17 protein-coding genes are annotated in these 19,269 nt (G+C 67.2%); 7 read left to right on the top strand and 10 right to left on the bottom strand.

Annotation, left to right across the window (positions count from 1 at the left end; genetic code table 11):
- Window positions 1–261: 261 nt before the first annotated feature.
- The 6 genes from KIH07_RS20535 to KIH07_RS20510 form a co-directional block, all read right to left on the bottom strand.
- A complete protein-coding gene (locus KIH07_RS20535) occupies window positions 262–1,332 on the bottom strand; it encodes a flavodoxin family protein (protein WP_226493730.1) in 1,071 nt (356 codons plus the stop codon).
- Window positions 1,333–1,458: 126 nt separating this feature from the next.
- Window positions 1,459–1,842, bottom strand: coding sequence for a fluoride efflux transporter CrcB (gene crcB / locus KIH07_RS20530; protein ID WP_226493729.1), 384 nt, complete (start codon window positions 1,840–1,842; stop codon window positions 1,459–1,461).
- A 23-nt stretch (window positions 1,843–1,865) separates the two neighbouring features.
- Complete coding sequence (locus KIH07_RS20525; RefSeq protein ID WP_226493728.1) at window positions 1,866–2,885, bottom strand: recombination-associated protein RdgC; 1,020 nt, start codon at window positions 2,883–2,885, stop codon at window positions 1,866–1,868.
- A 72-nt stretch (window positions 2,886–2,957) separates the two neighbouring features.
- A complete protein-coding gene (locus KIH07_RS20520) occupies window positions 2,958–4,253 on the bottom strand; it encodes a TRAP transporter large permease (RefSeq protein WP_226493727.1) in 1,296 nt (431 codons plus the stop codon).
- Window positions 4,246–4,749, bottom strand: a complete 504-nt coding sequence (locus KIH07_RS20515) for a TRAP transporter small permease (RefSeq protein WP_226493726.1) — start codon at window positions 4,747–4,749, stop codon at window positions 4,246–4,248. Before KIH07_RS20515 ends, KIH07_RS20520 begins: the two co-directional genes overlap by 8 nt.
- A 114-nt stretch (window positions 4,750–4,863) precedes the next feature.
- The gene (locus KIH07_RS20510; protein WP_226493725.1) at window positions 4,864–5,829 is read right to left on the bottom strand and encodes a TRAP transporter substrate-binding protein; all 966 of its coding nucleotides are present in this window, start codon (window positions 5,827–5,829) and stop codon (window positions 4,864–4,866) included.
- Window positions 5,830–5,959: 130 nt separating this feature from the next.
- Between KIH07_RS20510 and KIH07_RS20505 the strand changes: the two genes are divergently transcribed.
- From KIH07_RS20505 to KIH07_RS20475, 7 genes are all read left to right on the top strand, one after another.
- Window positions 5,960–6,928: a LysR family transcriptional regulator gene (locus KIH07_RS20505; RefSeq protein ID WP_226493724.1), complete on the top strand. Its 969-nt coding sequence runs from the start codon at window positions 5,960–5,962 to the stop codon at window positions 6,926–6,928.
- Window positions 6,929–7,067: 139 nt separating this feature from the next.
- Window positions 7,068–7,844 (top strand): putative hydro-lyase, encoded by a 777-nt coding sequence (locus tag KIH07_RS20500; RefSeq protein WP_226494779.1) that lies wholly within the window; start codon window positions 7,068–7,070, stop codon window positions 7,842–7,844.
- Between the two features lie 14 nt (window positions 7,845–7,858).
- Window positions 7,859–8,824 (top strand): TRAP transporter substrate-binding protein, encoded by a 966-nt coding sequence (locus KIH07_RS20495; RefSeq protein ID WP_226493723.1) that lies wholly within the window; start codon window positions 7,859–7,861, stop codon window positions 8,822–8,824.
- Window positions 8,825–8,920: 96 nt separating this feature from the next.
- Window positions 8,921–9,430, top strand: coding sequence for a TRAP transporter small permease (locus KIH07_RS20490; protein ID WP_226493722.1), 510 nt, complete (start codon window positions 8,921–8,923; stop codon window positions 9,428–9,430).
- A gap of 18 nt (window positions 9,431–9,448) precedes the next feature.
- A complete protein-coding gene (locus KIH07_RS20485; protein WP_226493721.1) occupies window positions 9,449–10,747 on the top strand; it encodes a TRAP transporter large permease in 1,299 nt (432 codons plus the stop codon).
- A gap of 38 nt (window positions 10,748–10,785) precedes the next feature.
- Complete coding sequence (locus tag KIH07_RS20480; protein WP_226493720.1) at window positions 10,786–11,748, top strand: TRAP transporter substrate-binding protein; 963 nt, start codon at window positions 10,786–10,788, stop codon at window positions 11,746–11,748.
- A 116-nt stretch (window positions 11,749–11,864) separates the two neighbouring features.
- Window positions 11,865–15,488, top strand: a complete 3,624-nt coding sequence (locus KIH07_RS20475; RefSeq protein WP_226493719.1) for a hydantoinase B/oxoprolinase family protein — start codon at window positions 11,865–11,867, stop codon at window positions 15,486–15,488.
- Window positions 15,489–15,590: 102 nt separating this feature from the next.
- Here the strand turns inward: KIH07_RS20475 and lapB are convergent, their stop codons facing one another.
- The 4 genes from lapB to rpsA form a co-directional block, all read right to left on the bottom strand.
- Window positions 15,591–16,736, bottom strand: a complete 1,146-nt coding sequence (lapB, locus tag KIH07_RS20470; RefSeq protein WP_226493718.1) for a lipopolysaccharide assembly protein LapB — start codon at window positions 16,734–16,736, stop codon at window positions 15,591–15,593.
- Window positions 16,726–17,034 carry a lipopolysaccharide assembly protein LapA domain-containing protein gene (locus KIH07_RS20465; protein ID WP_226493717.1) on the bottom strand — a complete coding sequence of 103 codons (309 nt, stop codon included), beginning with the start codon at window positions 17,032–17,034 and terminating at the stop codon, window positions 16,726–16,728. Before KIH07_RS20465 ends, lapB begins: the two co-directional genes overlap by 11 nt.
- 46 nt (window positions 17,035–17,080) lie before the next feature.
- On the bottom strand, window positions 17,081–17,401 hold the full coding sequence (locus KIH07_RS20460) for an integration host factor subunit beta (RefSeq protein ID WP_226493716.1): 321 nt from the start codon (window positions 17,399–17,401) through the stop codon (window positions 17,081–17,083).
- A 75-nt stretch (window positions 17,402–17,476) separates the two neighbouring features.
- Window positions 17,477–19,159 (bottom strand): 30S ribosomal protein S1, encoded by a 1,683-nt coding sequence (rpsA, locus tag KIH07_RS20455; protein ID WP_226493715.1) that lies wholly within the window; start codon window positions 19,157–19,159, stop codon window positions 17,477–17,479.
- Window positions 19,160–19,269: the final 110 nt, after the last annotated feature.

Here is a 19,269-nt window from a genome sequence, read left to right as displayed (position 1 = left end):
AACGACGTTTGACCTGGATCAATGGCTTCGGTCCGATGAACGCCCGCGCCTGGCGCCGGCGGCCTGGTCGCGCGTGTCGGTACGCCGCACGCGGGCGGCAGGTTGCAGAACGGGCAGCCGCTGGGGCGCGGGTCAGGCTCCGACGTCGTCCTTGTAGCCGGTCCCGATGGCGCCTTGAACGACCACGTCCTTCAGCACCACGTTGCTGTCGTCGGTGGGCACGGGGTCGGCGGGTGGTGTCGGCGCTTGGGCCCCGCTGCGCTACTTGGGCCGGGGCCGTTTCAGAGCGGGCCGCGCCGCCCGCAGCCGGCCGGCGCGCAGTTCGACCACGGCCTGGGCCACGGCGCGCGCCACGTTGCGGGCCTCTTCCTGCAGGTTCTCGTCCCGGTCCAGGGCTTCGTGGCTGTTGGCGTAGGGTTCGTAGTAGCCGACGTAGCGGTCCAGCCGGGCCTGTGCGCCCGCGTCGAGAAAGCCCATCCAGTCCAGCCAGTCGCACAGCGAGCGCCTTGCGCCTTCGATGCCGGCCACGTCGCCGTGCACCAGCACGCCGTAGGCACGGCCGGCCAGGTGCTGCGGGTAGCTCCAGCCCTCCATCTCCAGGGCCTTGGCCTTGGCGGGGTCTTTGCCACCCGTGGTGGTGGGGTCGGGATTGCCGCCGTCGGCGCACACCATGCGGTCCATCATCAGCTTGAGCGGGCTCGGGCTCTGGTACCAGTAGACCGGGGTGACGATGAGCACGGCGTGGGCGGCGGTCCAGCGCTCGTAGATCTCGGCCATCCAGTCGTTGGTCTGGTTCAGCGCGTGGTTGGGGTAGCAGCTGCAGGGCCAATGGCACAGCGGCATGGCGGTGGACAGGCAGCCCTTGCAGGGGTGGATCTTCAGGCCATAGTCGGAAGTGAGCAGGCTCAGGTCCAGCACATCGGTCTGCAGACCCAGCGGCTCCAGCACCTCGCGGGCGATCTCCATCAGCCGAAAGCTCTTGGAGATTTCTCCCGGGCAGGTGCCGTCGTTGCGCGCCGAGCCGCACACCAGCAGCACGCGCGACGGCGTGGCCGGGTCCGCCCAGCGCGATTGCGCGGCATCCAGCCGCTGTTTCGTGGCCACCCATTCGTCGGAGAGCTGGTAATTCGGGTCCGCGTAGCCTTTGCCCGCGGGGTGGGTGAACGGCGCTTTGCGGCCTTCGCTGAAGGCAGCCCAGGCAATGGCCTCCAACCGGTCGATGGCCGGCTCCTCCGCACGGAAGGCCGGGTCCATGAACGAGGCCCGGAAGCGCTCGGCGAATTGCGCCCGTGCCATGGGGGCGGGCGCCTGCCCCTTGCGAATCTGAATCATGGTCGATCCCCTGCGGGAAGGGCTGGAAAGCCCAGTCTGGTCGCCCGCCCCCGGGGGCGTCTGTGCGATGCCGCACTCAGCGGCGGTGGGGCGTCGCGCGGGCCGTCAGCGAAGACGCTCAGCCTCTCACGCCGGCGCCCACCACCAGCCCGCCATCTTCATGCCGACCCCCGTGAGCAGCAGCGAGCCCAGCAGGTGCAGGCTTGCGTTGCCCGTGGCCAGCAGCCAGCGGCCGTGCTGCAGCATGCTCACCACCTCCACCGAGAAGGTGGAGAAGGTGGTCAGCGCGCCCAGGAAACCGGTGACGATGGCCAGGCGCCAGGTCGGGTCGAGCTGGGGCTGGGTCTGGAAAAACACCACCGCCACGCCCACCAGATAGGCGCCCGCCCAGTTCGCCGTGAGCGTGCCCCAGGGCAGCAGTGCGTGGCTCTGGTTGAGCCAGAGGCTGAGCTGCCAGCGCGACAGCGCGCCGATGCAGGCGCCCAGACAGATGGCGACGACGGTGAGCATGGGGTGGTCTCAGGGGTGTCGGATCAGAACGGAGGATCGTCGTCGTCCCCGACGGCGGTGACGGCGGCGTGGCCTTGCGAGGCTTTGGCTTCGCTGCCCGGCACCGCGGTGGCATCGGATGCCGCCGCGCCGAACGCCATTTCGCCGCCCAGCGCTTCGATCAGCTCGGGGATCAGCTTGCTCAGCTCTCCGGTGGTCAGCGCCACGTCGGTGTCGAAGCCGCTCTCACCGTCGTCGGCGCGGTCGTCGAACACGCCTTCGAGAAAGGCCAGCCGCTTGAGCTGCAGCGATTCGGTGAGCACGAAGCCGACGCGGCCCTCCCAGCTCATGGCCAGGCGGGTGGGCAGCTTGCCTTCGGTGATGTGTTTGCGCACCTCGTCGGTGGCGAGGTTGTGGCGGGTGAACTTCACGGCCGACTTTTCTTCGTCGCCCGATTTGAGTTCGCATTCGCGTTCGACCGCGAAACCGCCGGGCGCGCCGCCATCGTCTTCGTCGGACGAGGGGGCCGAGAGCCATTGCGTCATCGCGGTCTGCGGTGTCACCTGGGTCTGCAACAGGGTCACGTTCAGGTCGTTGAAGGCGTTGACCAGCGCGGTCACCAGTTCGTCGGCCTTGCCCTGGCTGCTGGCGTCGGTCACCAGCCAGCCGTTGGCCTGGTCGATCCAGACCCAGGCGGCCGAGCGGCGCGGAAAGGCCTGCGGCAGCAGCGACAGCAGCGCGTCCTCGCGCAGTTCCTTCATCTGCTTTTTGCCGGGCTTGCGGCCAGTGGTGGCTTCGATGTGCTCGGCTTCTTCGTCCGCTTTCTCGCGCACGACCGAGCCGGGCACGGCCTTGGTTTCGATCATCAGCTTGAGCATGCGCTGGCCGGCCACCGACTCCACCAGCGGACCGTGGGCCTCGCCGCGGGGTTCCACCCAGCCCACCGATTTGTCCTGCGTGGCTCCGCAGGGCACGAAACGCGCCGCATCCAGCGCGGCTTCCATGGTCTCCAGCGCGGGCGCCCAGCCGGGCGCGATGCGGTAGATCGTCACATTCTTGAACACGTCATTCCTTCAACAAACACAAAGCCCTGCCGCGTTGCGCGGGCAGGGCCTGCATCTTAGAGGATGGGGCTTCTACATCCTGGAAGGCAGCCAGGTCACCAGCCCGGGAAACCACCACAGCAGGATCAGCGCCAGCACCATCAGGAAGAAGTAGGGCATGCAGACCTTGGCGATCCAGGTGATTTCGCGTTGTGTCATGCCTTGCAGCACAAACAGGTTGAAGCCCACGGGCGGCGTGATCTGCGCCATTTCCACCACGATCACCACGAAGATGCCGAACCAGATCAGGTCGATGCCGGCGGCGCTGACGGTGGGCAGGATCACGCCCATGGTCAACACGATCATGGAGATGCCGTCCAGAAAGCAGCCCAGCAGCATGTAGAACAGGGCCAGCGCGACGATCAGCACCACGGGCGAGAGCTGCAGCCCGGTGACGAACTCGGCCAGGTGGCGCGGCAGGCCGATGTAGCCCATGGCCAGCGTGAGGAAGGCCGCCCCGGCCAGGATGAGCGCGATCATGCAGTAGAGCCGCGTGGCGCCCAGCAGCGAGTCGCGGAAGGTCTTCGCGGTCAACGAGCCCTGGGCCGCGGAGAGCAGCAGCGCGCCGACCACGCCCACCGCCGCCGCTTCGGTGGCGGTGGCGATGCCGGTGTAGATGGTGCCGATGACGCCCCCGATGAGCAGCACCACCGGGATCAGGTGGCGCGACTCGCCGAGCTTCTCGCGCAGGCTCAGACGGCCCTCGGAGCGCGGCACCTGGTCGGGGTGGAGCAGCGCCCAGATCATCAGGTGGCCGCTGAACAGCGCGGCCAGCATCAGCCCGGGGACCACGCCGGCCACGAACAGCTTGGCGATCGAGACCTCGGCCGCCACGCCGTAGACGATCATGATGATGGACGGCGGGATCAGCAGGCCCAGCGTGCTGGCGCCGCCCAGCGAGCCCACCACCTTCTCGGGCGGGTAGCCGCGCTGGGTCAGCTCGGGGATGGTCATCTTGCCGATGGTGGCGCAGGTGGCGGCCGACGAGCCCGAGACCGCGGCGAAGATGGTGCTGCCCAGGATGTTGGTGTGCAGCAGGCGCCCGGGCAGGGCGTTCACCCAGGGCGCCAGGCCACGGAACATGCTCTCGGACAGCTTGGTGCGGAACAGGATTTCGCCCATCCAGACGAACAGCGGCAGGGCGGTCAGCGTCCAGCTGCTGGCCGCACCCCAGATGGTGATGGCCATGGCGTCGCCCGCCGGGCGGGAGGAAAACAGCTCCATGCCGATCCAGGCCACGCCCGCGAGCGTGAGCCCGATCCAGACACCGCTGCCCAGCAGGACAAACAGCGAGACGATCAACAGGCTGGTGACGAGCACGTCATTCATGGCGCGTCTCCACCTCGCCGTGCGCGCGTTTGCGCTGGAACTCGAGCACCCATTCGTCAACGAAAGCGATCAGCAGCACGGTGGTGCCCAGGCCCATGAGGAGCTGCGGAATCCACAGCGGCGTGGCATCGCTGGCGGTGGAGATGTCGTGGTACGCGTGCGACTGCCAGGCCAGCCGCCAGGCGTAGACCGCCAGCAGGGCGGACAGCAGCACCGCCGCCGAGAGCGACCACAGCTCCAGCCCACGCCGTGCACCGCCCCTGAGTTTGCCGATGATCAGCGTCACGCGGATGTGTTCACCGCACTTGAGTGTGTGCGCCAGTGCCAGGAAACCCGCGCCCGCCATGGCGTAACCGGCGTAGGCGTCGGTGCCGGGAATGTAGAACTGGAACATGCGGCCGAGCATGGACAGCAACACCATGACCAGCACGCCGATCATGAACAGCGCAGCCAGCCAGGCCGCGCCGAGGTAGAGGGCATCAAGCGTCTTGCGCATTCGAAACTTTCGCGGAGTACCCGCCAACGCAACCCAGAGGCACCGCGGAACCGGCTTTGCCGGGCCGCAGGTGCCGCCCCCTTGAGGGGGTCGCGCGAAGCGCGGCAGGGGTGATTACTTCTTGTACGCGTCCAGCATGGCCTGGCCCTCGGGGCCGGCCTTGTCCAGCCACTCCTTGACCATGGTTTCGCCCACCTTCTGCATGTCGGCCTTGAGCGTGGTCGAAGGCGGTTCTACCGCCATGCCCTTGGCTTTGAGCACGGCCAGCGTGTCGGCGTTGACCTTGCTCGACTCGGCCCAGCCGCGGGCTTCGGCCGCGGCGCCGGCCTGGAGCACGGCCTGCTGGGCGGGTTTGTCCAGCGCGTCGAAGGCGCGCTTGTTCACGATCACCGCGTTCTTGGGCAGCCAGGCCTGCACGTCGTAGTAGTGCTTCAGGTGCTCGTAGAGCTTGCTGTCCACGCCGGTGGCGCCCGAGGTCATGTTGGTTTCCACCACACCGGTGGCCAGCGCCTGCGAGAGTTCGGCGGCCTGCACGGTGACCGGCTGGGCCCCCACCAGCTCGGCGATGCGCGAGGTGGCCGGGCTGTAGGCGCGCCACTTGCTGCCCTTGAGGTCGGCAGCGCTGGCCAGCGGCTTCTTGCTGTAGATGCCTTGCGGCGGCCATGGCACGGCATACAGCAGCATCAGGCCCTGCTCACCGAGCTTCTTCTCCAGGATCGGCTTCTGCGCCTTGTAGAGCTTCATCGACGCGTCGTAGCTGGTGGCCAGGAAGGGCAGGCCGTCGGCACCGAACATCTGCCATTCGTTCTGGTAGGCCGCCAGCAGGATCTCGCCCATCTGGGCCTGCCCGCCCTGCACGGCGCGCTTGATCTCGGGCGCCTTGAACAGCGACGCACCCGGGTGCACCGTGATCTTGAGCTTGCCCGCGGTGGCCTTGTCCACGTCGGCCGCGAAGCTGGCGAGGTTGACCGAGTGGAAGTTGGTCGCCGGGTAGGCGGCGGGCAGGTCCCACCGGGTCTGTGCCTGGGCGGAGGCGCCCAGGACCAGGGAGGCCACGAACATGATGAGTGAATGCTTCATGCTTTCTCCGGGACAATGGTTGGATGAAGAAGCGTCACAGCATAAATGCAAATGCCGGGCCAGGGGGCAACGCGCTTGTCCTCTGGAAGACCCGCATCCAGCGCCAGCGGCGAGCGCAGCGGAGGCCGCGATGAACCTCCGTTTCGTGGAGGCCTTCTACTGGGTGGCGTCGCTCAAAAGCGTGACGCGCGCGGCCGAAAAACTGTTTCTCACGCAGTCGGCGATGTCCAGTCGCATCGCGGCGCTGGAAGAGGAACTGGGCGTGTTGCTGCTGGACCGGCGCGACAAGCAGTTCCGCCTGACCGCGGCCGGAGCACGCTTTTTCACCTACGCCCAGCGCCTGCTGGAGCTGCAGCGCGAAGCGAAGGCCGAGATGGGGTCGGGCGCCGCGCTGGCGGTGTCCATGCGCATCGGTGCCATCGAGTCGGTGCTGCATTCCTGGCTGATTCCCTGGATCGAGAAGCTGCGTGCCGACCACCCGGGGCTGGCGCTGGAGCTCACGGTGGAGACCACGCCCATCCTGGTCGAGCAGGTGCAGCGCGGCACCCAGGACCTGGTGTTCGCCGCCTTGCCCGCCTCGGCCGACGGCGTGCGCAGCCGCGCGCTGCCCGCCATGGACATGGTGTTCATGGGCAACGCCCAATTGCACCGCAAGCGCCGCTACACCCTGGCCGAGCTGGGCGAGCTGGAGATCCTCACCTTTCAGCGGGGTTCGCTGCCACACGTGGCCCTGCTGGACCTGTTCCGCCAGGAAGGGATCGAGCCGCGGCGGGTGCACACCATCTCGTCCATCTCGGCCATGGCGCAACTGGTGCAGGGTGGGTTCGGCGTGGCCACGCTGCCGCGCCACGCGGTGCAGCGCATGCAGACCTTCCCCAATCTGCGCCAGCTCGCCTGTGACAGCGCGCTGCAGCCGCTGTCCATCCACGCGAGCTACCGCACCGACCCCAGCACACAGGCCGTGGAGACCGTGGTGAAGTCCGCACTGGCCTTTGTCGACGCGCAGAACGGCTCCCGAAAACGGGCCGCCAGTGCACCAGTGGTGGGCATTTCGCAGTTTTCGCACCAGTCCAAAGCATCGAAAAAAACGATGATCTAAGCGAAAAATTTCTCGTTTGAAGCGCCGCCGATCGCGCTCCACAATCCGCCCATCGTCACTCGAGTGACATGTTCCGGAAACAGGAGACAACGTGGGATCAGCTTCGGATGAGATGCAGCGTGTGTTCGGCCGCGAGGGCATGCAGGATGCCGGCCACGTGCGCCGCCTGATACGGCAGGGCCTGTGGGCCGGGCACACCAGCGGCCTGGCCGACGACCATGTGCAGGGCAACCTGGTCATCCTGCCGCAGGCGCAGGCCGACGATTTCCTGCGCTACTGCCAGCGCAACCCCAAGCCCTGTCCGCTGTTGGCGGTCTCCGAGCCGGGCCAGCACCTGTTGCCCCGGCTGGGCGCCGACATCGACATCCGCACCGACGTGCCGCGCTACCGGGTCTGGCGCGATGGCGAGCTGGTGGACGAGCCCGTGGACATCACCCCGCTGTGGCGCGACGACCTGGTGAGTTTCGTCATCGGCTGTTCCTTCAGTTTCGAGCAGGCCCTGATGGAAGCCGGCCTGCCGCTGCGCCACGTGGAGCAGGGTCGCAACGTGGCGATGTTCCGCACCAATGTGCCCACCGAAGCGGCGGGGCCGTTCAGTGGCCCGCTGGTGGTGACGATGCGGCCGATGCGTGCCTCGGCCGTGATCCGCGCAGTGCAGGTCACCTCGCGCTTCCCCAATGTGCATGGCGCGCCGGTTCACATCGGCGATCCATCACTGATCGGCATCACCGACCTGTCAAAGCCGGACTACGGCGATGCGGTGGAGGTGATGCCCGATGAACTGCCGGTGTTCTGGGCCTGCGGCGTGACGCCACAGGCCGCGATCCAGCAGGCCCGCCCCGCGTTCTGCATCACCCACGCCCCCGGCGCGATGCTGATCACCGATCTTCTCAACAGCCAGCTAGCCAGTTTCTGAACCAGGAGCCTTCCATGAAAAAATTCGCGTTCTGCCTCTGCGCCACCGCCTTCGCGGTCGGCGCCTCGGCCCAGACCCAGTGGGACCTGCCCACCGGTTATGGGGCCAACAGCTTCCAGACCCAGAACGTGCAGCAGTTCGCCAACGAGGTGGACCAGCTCACCGGTGGCAAGCTCAAGATCACGCTGCACCCGGGCGGCTCGCTCTACAAGGCCAACGAGATCAAGCGCGCGGTGCAGACCGGCCAGGTGCCGGTGGCCGAGTTCATCCTCTCGGGCGCGGCCAACGAGAACCCGCTGTTCGGCGCGGACTCCATTCCCTTCCTCGCCACCAGCTACCCCGCGGCCAAACGCCTGTACGAGGCCGCCAGGCCGGTGCAGGACAAGCTGCTGGCCTCGCAGGGCATGAAGCTGCTGTTCTCGGTGCCGTGGCCGGGCCAGTCGCTGTATTCCATCAAGCCGGTCAACGCACCGGCCGATCTGGCAGGCACCAAGATGCGTGCCTACAACCCGGCCACCACGCGCATTGCGCAGTTGCTCAAGGCGCAGCCGGTGACGATCCAGCTGGCCGAGTTGCCGCAGGCGCTGGCCACCGGCGGCGTGCAGACCTTCCTGACCTCCAGCGCCAGCGGGGTCGAGAGCAAGCTGCACGAGCAGGTGAAGTATTTCTACCCGGTCAGTGCCTGGCTGCCGCGCAACGCCACCGTGGTGAGCCAGAAGGCCTTCGATGCGCTGGACAAGCCCACGCAGGACGCCGTGCTCAAGGCCGCGGCCGCGGCCGAGCAGCGCGGCTGGATCACCAGCGAGCGGCTCGATGGCGAGTTCATCAAGGAGCTCGGTGCCAAGGGCATGACCATCGCCGCACCCTCCGAGAGCGTGAAGAAGGAACTGGCCGCCATCGGCGAGACCATGACCGCCGAATGGCTCAAGACCGCTGGCGCCGAAGGCCAGACTGTGATCCAGGCCTACCGCGGCCGCTGAGTTTCTCTCCGCGCGGTGGGGCGCCCCGGGGCATCCGGGCTTCCTCCCCACCGCGTCCTTCCCTTTGTTGTTGTCCAGCCGAACCAGGAGCGTGCGGTGTCCAGACTCGTCTTCCTTTTTTACAAGCTGCTGATGGCCCTGTCGGGTCTGTCCATGGTGGCGGCCTTTGGCGCCGTGCTGCTGGGCGTGGTGGCCCGCGAGGTGCACTGGGACATCCCCGGGCTCGACGCTTACGCCGGCTACGCGATCGCTGCGGCCCTGTTCCTGGCGCTGCCGGGCACGCTCAAGCACGGCGACCACATCCGCGTGACGCTGTTGCTCGACCGGGTGCCGGCCCGGCTGCGTTCTGCGCTCGAGTGGTGGTGCCTGGTCGCGGCCACCGGTCTGTCCGCCTTCATCGCGTGGTACGCCGTGTGGATGGTGTGGGTGTCCTACGTCTCGCACGACGTATCGCCCGCCGCCGACGCCTCCCCGCTGTGGATCCCGCAGATCAGCATGGCGCTGGGCTGCATCGGGTTTGCGCTGTCGTTTGCCCATGCGCTGGTCGAGCGCTGGCGCGGTGGCAACTTCATCGCGGCTTCGAGCGAAGCCGCCCACGTTGAATAGAACAAGAGACACAACCCCATGGACGTCGTTATTGCATTGGCCCTGATCGTGATGCTGTTCGCGGTGCTGGGCTCGGGCCTGTGGATCGGTCTGTCGCTGCTCGCGGTGGCGCTGGTCGGCATGGAGCTGTTCACCTCGCGCCCGGTGGGCGACAGCATGGTGCTGACCATCTGGGGCTCGACCTCCAGTTGGACGCTGACCGCGCTGCCGCTGTTCCTGTGGATGGGCGAGATCCTGTTTCGCAGCAAGCTCTCGGACGACATGTTCAAGGGCCTGGCGCCCTGGCTGGACCGCCTGCCGGGCCGGCTGTTGCACACCAACGTGGTGGGCTGCACCATCTTCGCCGCCATCTCCGGCTCCAGCGCCGCCACCTGCGCCACCATCGGCAAGATCACCTTGCCCGAGCTGCAGAAGCGCGGTTACCCCGACGACATCGCCGTCGGCACGCTGGCGGGGGCCGGCACGCTGGGCCTGCTGATCCCGCCGTCCATCATCATGATCGTCTATGGTGTGGCGGCCAACGTGTCGATCGCCAAGCTGTTCCTGGCCGGTGTGATCCCTGGGTTGATGCTGGCCGCACTGTTCATGGGCTACATCATCGTCTGGGCGCTGCTCAACAAGGACAAGGTGCCGGCGGCGGACGCGGCCATGAGCTTTGGCCAGAAGATCCACGCCTCGCGCCACCTGATCCCGGTGGTGTCGCTGATCGCGCTGGTGCTGGGCGGTATCTACAGCGGCATCGCCACCGCCACCGAGGCGGCCGCGCTGGGCGTGGGGGGTGCGCTGCTGCTGGCCAGGCTGGAGGGCTCGCTGGACTGGGGGCGCTTCAAGGACGGGCTGATGGCGGCCTGCCGGGTCTACTGCATGATCGGCCTGATCCTCGCCGGAGCTGCCTTTCTCACGCTGGCCATGGGCTTCATCGGCCTGCCGCGCCACCTGGCCGAGTTCATCGGCGCGCTGCACCTGTCGCCGTTCGCGCTGATGCTGCTGCTGGTCGTGTTCTTCATCGTGCTGGGCTGCTTTCTCGACGGCATTTCCATGGTGGTGCTGACCATCGCGGTGCTGCTGCCCACGGTCGAGGCCGCAGGCTTCGACCTGATCTGGTTCGGCATCTTCATCGTGCTGGTGGTGGAGATGGCGCAGATCACGCCGCCCGTGGGTTTCAATCTGTTCGTGCTGCAGGGCCTGACCAAGCGCGACGTCACCTGGATCGCCCGCACCGCGTTGCCCCTGTTCGCCTTGATGCTGGTGGCGGTTCTGCTCACCTACTTCGTGCCCGACGTGGTGCTGTGGCTGCCGCGCCAGATGCAGGGTTGAGGCGCGGATCGACCGCCGACCCGACCCAGGAGACCGCCATGAAACCGCTTTTGATCGCCGCCCTGTGCGCGGCCACGGTGGCGCACGCCCAGACGCGCTGGCAACTGGCCACCGGCTACCGCGCCGAGTCCTTTCACACGCAGAACATCGAGCAGTTCGCACAGGAAGTGGAGCAGGCCACGGCCGGTGCGCTGCGCATCGAGGTGCGCCCGAACAACACACTGGTCAAGCTGGGCGAGATCCACCGGGCGGTGCAGACCGGTCAGGTGCAGGCGGGCGAGACCATCATGAGCAGCCTGGTGGAGGACATGCCGATCGCCGGCGCCGACGCCATCCCCTTCGTGGTGGGCAGCTACGCCGATGCGAAGCGCCTGTGGGATCTGCAGCGCCCCTTGATCGACAAACATTTCGCCGCGCGGGGTCTGAAGGCGCTGTACGCCGTGCCCTGGCCGCCGCAGGGCCTGTACACGGTCACGCCGGTGCGCTCGGCGGCCGATTTCAGGGGCACGCGCATGCGCACCTACAACCAGGCCACCGTGCGCATTGCCGAGATGCTGGGCGCGACGCCGGTGGACGTGCCGATGGTGGAGGTCAACACGGCGCTGGCCGCCGGCCGGCTCGACAGCATGATCACCTCGGCCGTGACCGGTGTGGAGAACCAGGTCTGGGGTCAGATCCGGCACTATCACGAGATCAACGCCTGGTTCCCGAAGAACATCGTGTTCGTCAATCGGCAGGCGCTGGATGCGCTGCCGCCCGCGGTCCAGCAGGCCGTGCTGAAGGCCGCTGGCGCGGCCGAGCAGCGTGGTTGGGCCATGAGCCAGGCGGTGGCCGCCACCTCCACCCAGACGCTCAAGGCCCAGGGCATGCAGGTGGAGCGCATTTCGGCCGGTTTTGAGGCCGAGCTCAAGCGCCTGGGCGAGCGCTTCTCGCGCGAGTGGGTGCGCTCGGTCGGGAACGAGGCCAACCACATCTTCGTGCCGTACTACATGCAGCGTTAGCTGCCCGCATCACGCCCACCGCCACCACCGCTGTACCCCACCCAACTCCGATCCCGACGTTTTGTCCGACCCGTGCGGACAAGGCAGTATTCGTTTACAACCACAGCTCAAACACCATGCAAGACACCCTTCCCCCCCCGCGCTGGCAGTTCTGGATCGACCGTGGCGGCACCTTCACCGACATCGTGGCCAAACGACCCGATGGAACATTGGCCACCCACAAGCTGCTGAGCGAAAACCCCGAACAGTACAAGGACGCGGCGGTGGCGGGCATCCGCCATCTGCTGGGCCTGAAGCCGGGCCAACCGATCACGCCCGAGCAGGTCGAGTGCGTGAAGATGGGCACCACGGTGGCCACCAACGCGCTGCTGGAACGCAAGGGAGAACCCACGCTGCTGGTGACGACCGCGGGTTTTCGCGACGCCCTGCGCATCGCCTACCAGAACCGCCCACGCCTGTTCGACCGCCACATCGTCTTGCCCGAACTCTTGTACAGCGAGGTGATCGAGACCCATGAGCGCATCGACGCCCATGGCGGCGTGGTGACGCCTCTGCACGAGGCGCCTTTGCGCGGCGATCTGCTCGCGGCCTACGGCCGGGGTCTGCGCAGCGTGGCCATCGTGTTCATGCACGGCTACCGCTACACCGAACACGAGGCCGCTGCCAGCCGCATCGCGCGCGAAGTGGGTTTCACGCAGGTGAGCACGTCCCACGAGACCAGTCCGATGATGAAGTTCGTGAGCCGGGGCGACACCACGGTGGTCGACGCCTACCTTTCGCCCATCCTGCGCCGCTACGTGGAGCAGGTGGCCGGCGAGATGCCCGGCGTGAAGCTGTTCTTCATGCAGTCGTCGGGCGGCCTGACCGATGCCCACGCCTTCCAGGGCAAGGACGCCATCCTCTCCGGCCCGGCCGGGGGCATCGTGGGCATGGCGCGCACCGCGGCGCTGGCGTTCGCGGACGGCCCGGCGGCGGGTGGTGCCGTCAAGGTGATCGGCTTCGACATGGGCGGCACCTCGACCGATGTCTCGCACTACGCGGGCGAGTTCGAGCGCGAGTTCGAGACACAGGTGGCCGGCGTGCGCATGCGTGCGCCCATGATGAGCATCCACACCGTGGCGGCCGGCGGCGGCTCCGTGCTGTCGTTCGACGGTTCGCGCTTTCGCGTGGGCCCCGAGAGCGCGGGGGCCAACCCCGGCCCGGCCAGCTACCGGCGCGGGGGCCCGCTGGCGGTGACCGATGCCAACGTGATGACCGGCAAGATCCAGCCGCTCTACTTTCCCCGCGTGTTCGGGCCGGCGGCCAACGAGGCCTTGAGCGTGGAAGCGGTGCGCGCGAAGTTCGGGGAACTGGCCGCGCAGACCGGACGCAGCGCCGAGGACGTGGCCGAGGGCTTCATCAACATCGCGGTGCAGCAGATGGCCAACGCCATCAAGAAGATTTCGGTGGCGCGGGGCTACGACGTCACGCGCTACACGCTGCAGTGTTTTGGCGGCGCGGGCGGCCAACACGCGTGCCTGGTGGCCGACGCGCTGGGCATGACGCGCGTGTTCGTGCACCCGCTCGCGGGCGTGCTCAGCGCCTACGGCATGGGCCTGGCCGACCAGAGCGTGATCCGCGAGCAGGCGGTGGAACTGCCGCTGGAGCCGGGCTCGCTGCCCCTGATCGCCGAGCGGCTGGACGCGCTCGGTGACGCGGCGCAGGCCGAGCTGCGGCGCCAGCAGGTCAATACGGGCGAGGTCACGGTGCACCACCGGGTGCATGTGCGCTACGCCGGCAGCGACGCGGCCCTGGTGGTGCCCTACGGCGACATGGCGGCGATCCAGGCTGGTTTCGAAACCGCCTACCGCCAGCGCTTTGCCTTCCTGATGCAGGGCAAATGCCTGGTGGTGGAGGCTGTGTCGGTCGAGGCGGTGGTGGCGGGCGACGCGCCGAACGAGCCCCGCCTGCAGACCCACGAGCCGCGCGAAGTGCCGCGGCGGGACACGGTGCGCATGTATTCGGGTGGCCAGTGGTTCGACGCGGCCCTGGTGGTGCGCGAAGACCTGCGTCCGGGCGACGTGATCCCCGGGCCCGCCATCATCGCCGAGCAGAACGCCACCACGGTGGTGGAGCCGGGCTGGGAAGCCGTGCTGACGGCACGTGACCACCTGGTGCTGGACCGGCGCATCCCACGCGTGACCCGCTTCGCGGTGGGCACCACGGTGGACCCGGTGCTGCTGGAGGTGTTCAACAACCTCTTCATGAACATCGCCGAGCAGATGGGCCTGCAGCTGCAGAACACCGCCCATTCGGTCAACATCAAGGAGCGGCTGGACTTCTCCTGCGCCCTGTTCGACGCCGAAGGCAACCTGATCGCCAACGCGCCGCACATGCCGGTGCACCTGGGCAGCATGGGCGAGAGCATCAAGACCGTGATCCGCGAGAACGCGGGGAAGATGCTGCCCGGCGACGTGTACGCGCTCAACGATCCCTACCACGGCGGCACCCATCTGCCCGACGTGACCGTGATCACCCCGGTGTACCTGGGTGGCGCGGCCCACGACAGGCCGCTGTTCTACGTGGGCAGCCGGGGGCACCACGCCGACATCGGCGGCACTACGCCCGGCTCCATGCCGCCGTTCTCCACCCGCATCGAGGAAGAGGGCGTGCAGATCAACAACTTCAAGCTGGTCGACCGGGGCGTGTTGCGCGAGGTCGAGATGGTGACGCTGCTACAGAGCGGGGAATTCCCGTCGCGCAACCCGCAGCAGAACATGGCCGACCTCAAGGCGCAGATCGCGGCCAACGAGAAGGGGGTGCAGGAACTGCGCAAGATGGTCGAGCAGTTCGGCCTGGACGTGGTGCAGGCCTACATGGGCCATGTGCAGGACAACGCCGAAGAGTCGGTGCGCCGCGTGATCACGCGCCTGAAAGATGGTGAGTTCACGTTGCCCCTGGACAATGGCGCGCGGATCCAGGTGGCGGTGCGGGTGAACGTCGCGCAGCGCAGCGCCGAGATCGACTTCAGCGGCACCTCGGCGCAGCAGCCCAACAACTTCAACGCCCCCACGGCGGTGTGCATGGCGGCCGTGCTCTACGTGTTCCGCACGCTGGTGGACGACGACATCCCGCTCAACGCGGGTTGCCTCAAGCCACTCAAGGTCATCATCCCCGCCGGCTCCATGCTCAACCCGAATCCGCCGGCCTCGGTGGTGGCGGGCAATGTGGAGACGTCGAGCTGTATCACCAACGCGCTCTATGGCGCCCTGGGCGTGATGGCGGCGAGCCAGTGCACCATGAACAACTTCACCTTCGGCAACGCCGCGCACCAGTACTACGAGACGATCTCGGGCGGCAGCGGAGCCGGGGAGGGGTTCGATGGCACCAGCGTGGTCCAGACCCACATGACCAACTCGCGCCTGACCGATCCCGAGGTGCTGGAGTTCCGTTTCCCCGTGCGGCTGGAGAGTTACGCCATTCGCGAGGACTCGGGTGGCGCCGGGCGCTGGCGCGGGGGCGATGGCGGCGTGCGCCGGGTGCGCTTCCTGGAGGACATGACGGCCAGCATCCTGTCCAACGGGCGCATCCACCCGGCCTTCGGCATGGCCGGCGGCATGCCGGGCGCCCTGGGTATCAACCGTGTGGTGCGCAGCGACGGCCGCATCGAGGCGCTGGCCCACATCGGCCAGGCCGAGATGAAGCCCGGCGACATCTTCGAGATCCACACGCCGGGCGGGGGCGGGTTCGGGACGCTTTGACGAGCGTGCCTTCAACCCAGAGCGCCGCGGAACCGGCTCCGCCGGGCCGCTAGCGTTGCCCCCCAGTGGGGGTGACGCGCCGCAGGCGCGGCGCGGGGGGCGTCAAAGCTCTTCGACGCGCCGGGCCGGGTAGCTGTCCCAGGCCTGGCAGCCCGGGCATTGCCAGAAGTGCTGACGTGCTTCAAAGCCGCAGGCCGCACAGCGGTAGCGCTTGAGCGGCGCACTCGCCTGTTCCAGCGCCGCCTGTACGCGGGCCTGGGCCACGTCGTCGGACAGCTTCTCCCCGGCCAGCCATTGCGTGGCCATCACCAGCGAGGCTTCGCGGCCCAGGTGGTCGAGATAGCGTGAACGCGCCTCCTCAGGGCCGCCGCTCAGGCTGACCATGGCTTCGGTCACATCGATGGAGGGCGCGCGGCTGTTGAACGACTGCAGCAGGGTCAGCGCCTCTGCCTGTCGGCCCGTCTGCACCGCCAGCTCGGCCAGCGCGTGGGCCGCCAGCGGCAGGGTCTGTGGTGCGTGCTGGCACAGCATGCGCAAGGCGTCGAAAGCGGCCGCAGCGTGGCCGCCCTGGGCCTTCAGGCTGGAGAGCGCCATCCAGCCACGTGCAAGCTGGGGTGCGTGGGCCACCGCTTCGCCCAGCAGCTGCAGGGCCTGTGTGGTGTTGCCATCGCGTTGTGCCTGCTCGGCTTCTTCGCAGAGGTAGTGGGCGAGCCGGGTGGTGAAGCTGCCCTGTTCGGCGTCATCCAGGCGCTGCGCGATGCGTTTGGCCTGTGGCCAGTCGCGCGAGCGCTCGTAGATGGCGAGCAGGGCCAGCAGGGCCTCGCCTTCAAACGCCGACCCTTCGAGCTTGTGCAAGGCCGCTTCGGCGCGGTCGAGCAGGCCCGCCTTGAGGAAATCCAGCGCCAGCGCGTGCTGGGCGCGATCGCGGTCCTTGCGGCTGAGGTCGGCGCGGGCCAGCAGGTGCTCATGCACCCGCACGGCGCGGTCGTAGTCGCCCCGGCGGCGAAACAGATTGCCCAGCGCGAAGTGCAGTTCGGCGGTGTCGGGGTCGCCCTGCACCGCCTCGATGAAGGCGTCGATGGCCTGGTCCTGCTGTTCGTTGAGCAGGTAGTTCAGGCCGCGGAAATAGGCCTTGGGTGCCTGCCGGCTTTCCATGCGCCATTGGCGCAGGTCGAGACGGGATGCACCCCATCCAAGCGCGAATGCCAGCGGCAGGCCCCAAAGCAGCCAGGTGAGATCAAAGTCCATGCCGGGGGTCGTGGGGGTCGGGAATGAGGGTTGAGTCGGCGTCAAAAGCCGTGCCGGCCCGCGGCGACGAGGCTGAAAGCGGGCGATGGGCCTTTCTGGCCCGCAGCCACAAGGGCAGCATGACGGCCACCCCGAGGAACACCCCGAGAATCAGCGCGACCAGGATCACCAGCACGAGCGGCGCCTGCCATTGCACCCCGAAAAACAGGTGCAGGGTGACCGGCTCCTGGTTGTTCAGCGCGAAGGCGAACAAAGCAAAAAAAATGGCTGCGTTGAGCAGCCACATCAGGTATTTCAAATCATCCCCTCTGTGGTGGGACGATTGTAGCGAGCGGGGCCCCTGGTCAGACCGGCTTGTTCGGTGCACGCGCCAGGATCTCGGCGGTCCTGGTGTCCACCTGTTCGCGCAGGGCCTTGCCCGGCTTGAAATGGGGGACGCGTTTTTCCGGAATCATCACGCTCTCGCCCGAGCGCGGGTTGCGCCCGACCCGGGGGGAACGGCGGTTGACGGAGAAGCTGCCAAAGCCGCGGATCTCGATCCGGTGCCCTTTGACCAGCGCATCGCCCATCGCGTCGAGGATGGCCTTGACGGCGAATTCGGCATCGCGGTGGGTGAGCTGGCCAAAACGGCCGGCCAGAGCTTCAACGAGGTCGCTGCGGGTCATGTCTGGGAAAAAACTCGGTCGTGCTGTTGGGCTGCACTGGGCGGATGCTCGCGCACCCGCCCAGGTTCAGTCGGCTCAGTTGTTGTTGTCGAGCTTGGCGCGCAGCAGGGCACCCAGGCTGGTGGTACCGGCGTTCTCGCGGGAAGACTGCTGGCTCAGGGAGGCCATGGCTTCCTGCTGGTCGGCGGCATCCTTGGCCTTGATGGACAGCTGGATGTTGCGCGTCTTGCGGTCGATGTTGACCACCACGGCGGTCACTTCGTCGCCTTCTTTCAGCACGTTGCGCGCATCTTCCACGCGGTCACGGCTGATTTCGCTGGCGCGCAGGTAACCCAGCACGTCTTCGCCCAGATCGATCTCGGCACCCTTGGCGTCCACGGTCTTGACCTTGCCGGTCACGATGGAGCCCTTGTCGTTGACCGACACGAAGGTGGTGAACGGGTCGCCGTCGAGCTGCTTGATGCCCAGGGAGATGCGCTCGCGCTCCACGTCGATGGCCAGCACGATGGCTTCGACTTCCTGGCCCTTCTTGAAGTTGCGCACGGCGGCTTCGCCGGTTTCGTTCCAGGACAGGTCGGACAGGTGCACCAGGCCGTCGATACCGGCGGCCAGACCCACGAACACGCCGAAGTCGGTGATCGACTTGATCGGGCCCTTGACGCGGTCGCCGCGCTTGGTCTGCTCGGCGAACTCGTGCCACGGGTTGGCGCGGCACTGCTTCATGCCCAGGGAGATGCGGCGCTTGTCTTCGTCGATGTCGAGCACCATGACTTCGACCTCATCACCCAGCGACACCAGCTTGGACGGGGCCACGTTCTTGTTGGTCCAGTCCATCTCGGAGACGTGCACCAGGCCTTCGATGCCGGGTTCCAGTTCAACGAACGCGCCGTAGTCGGCGATGTTGGTGATCTTGCCGAACATGCGGGTGCTTTGCGGGTAGCGGCGCGAAACGCCCATCCACGGGTCGTCGCCCATCTGCTTCAGACCCAGGGAAACGCGGTGCTTCTCGGTGTCGAACTTCAGGATCTTGGCGGTGATTTCCTGGCCAGCCGTCACCACTTCGCTCGGGTGACGGACACGGCGCCACGCCATGTCGGTGATGTGCAGCAGGCCGTCAATGCCGCCCAGGTCCACGAACGCACCGTATTCGGTGATGTTCTTGACCACGCCGTGCACGATGGCGCCTTCCTTGAGGGTGTCCATCAGCTTGGCGCGCTCTTCGCCCATGGAGGCTTCCACCACGGCGCGGCGGCTCAGCACCACGTTGTTGCGCTTGCGGTCCAGCTTGATGACCTTGAATTCCAGGGTCTTGTTTTCGTAGGGGGTGAGGTCCTTGGTCGGACGGCTGTCGACCAGCGAACCCGGCAGGAAGGCGCTGATGCCGTTGACCATGACCTTGAGGCCACCCTTGACCTTGCTGGAGGTCGTGCCGGTGACGAATTCACCAGACTCGAGCGCTTTTTCCAGCGACATCCACGAAGCCAGGCGCTTGGCCTTGTCGCGCGACAGCAGGGTGTCGCCGAAGCCGTTTTCCACGGAGTCGATGGCGACCGACACGAAGTCGCCGACCTGGACTTCGAGTTCGCCCTGATCGTTCTTGAATTCGGCCAGCGGAACGTAGGCTTCCGATTTCAGTCCGGCGTTGACCACCACGTGGCTGTGTTCGATGCGAACGACTTCAGCGGTGATGACTTCGCCCGAGCGCATTTCGGCACGTTTCAGGGACTCTTCGAACAGGGCGGCAAAAGATTCAGACATTGAATTTCCTAAAACCGCTCAAACAGTCGGGCGCGGATCCACCACAAGGCGGTTCGCACGGAGATCGACGGATGGGCGGCGTTGACGTTGCGGTGCGTGGCACCGCGGGG

Origin of the sequence: Hydrogenophaga taeniospiralis (assembly GCF_020510445.1) — a bacterium.
Lineage (GTDB): Bacteria > Pseudomonadota > Gammaproteobacteria > Burkholderiales > Burkholderiaceae_C > Hydrogenophaga.
Note: the sequence above shows the minus strand (reverse complement) of the source record. Positions and strands in the feature narration are given on the sequence as shown.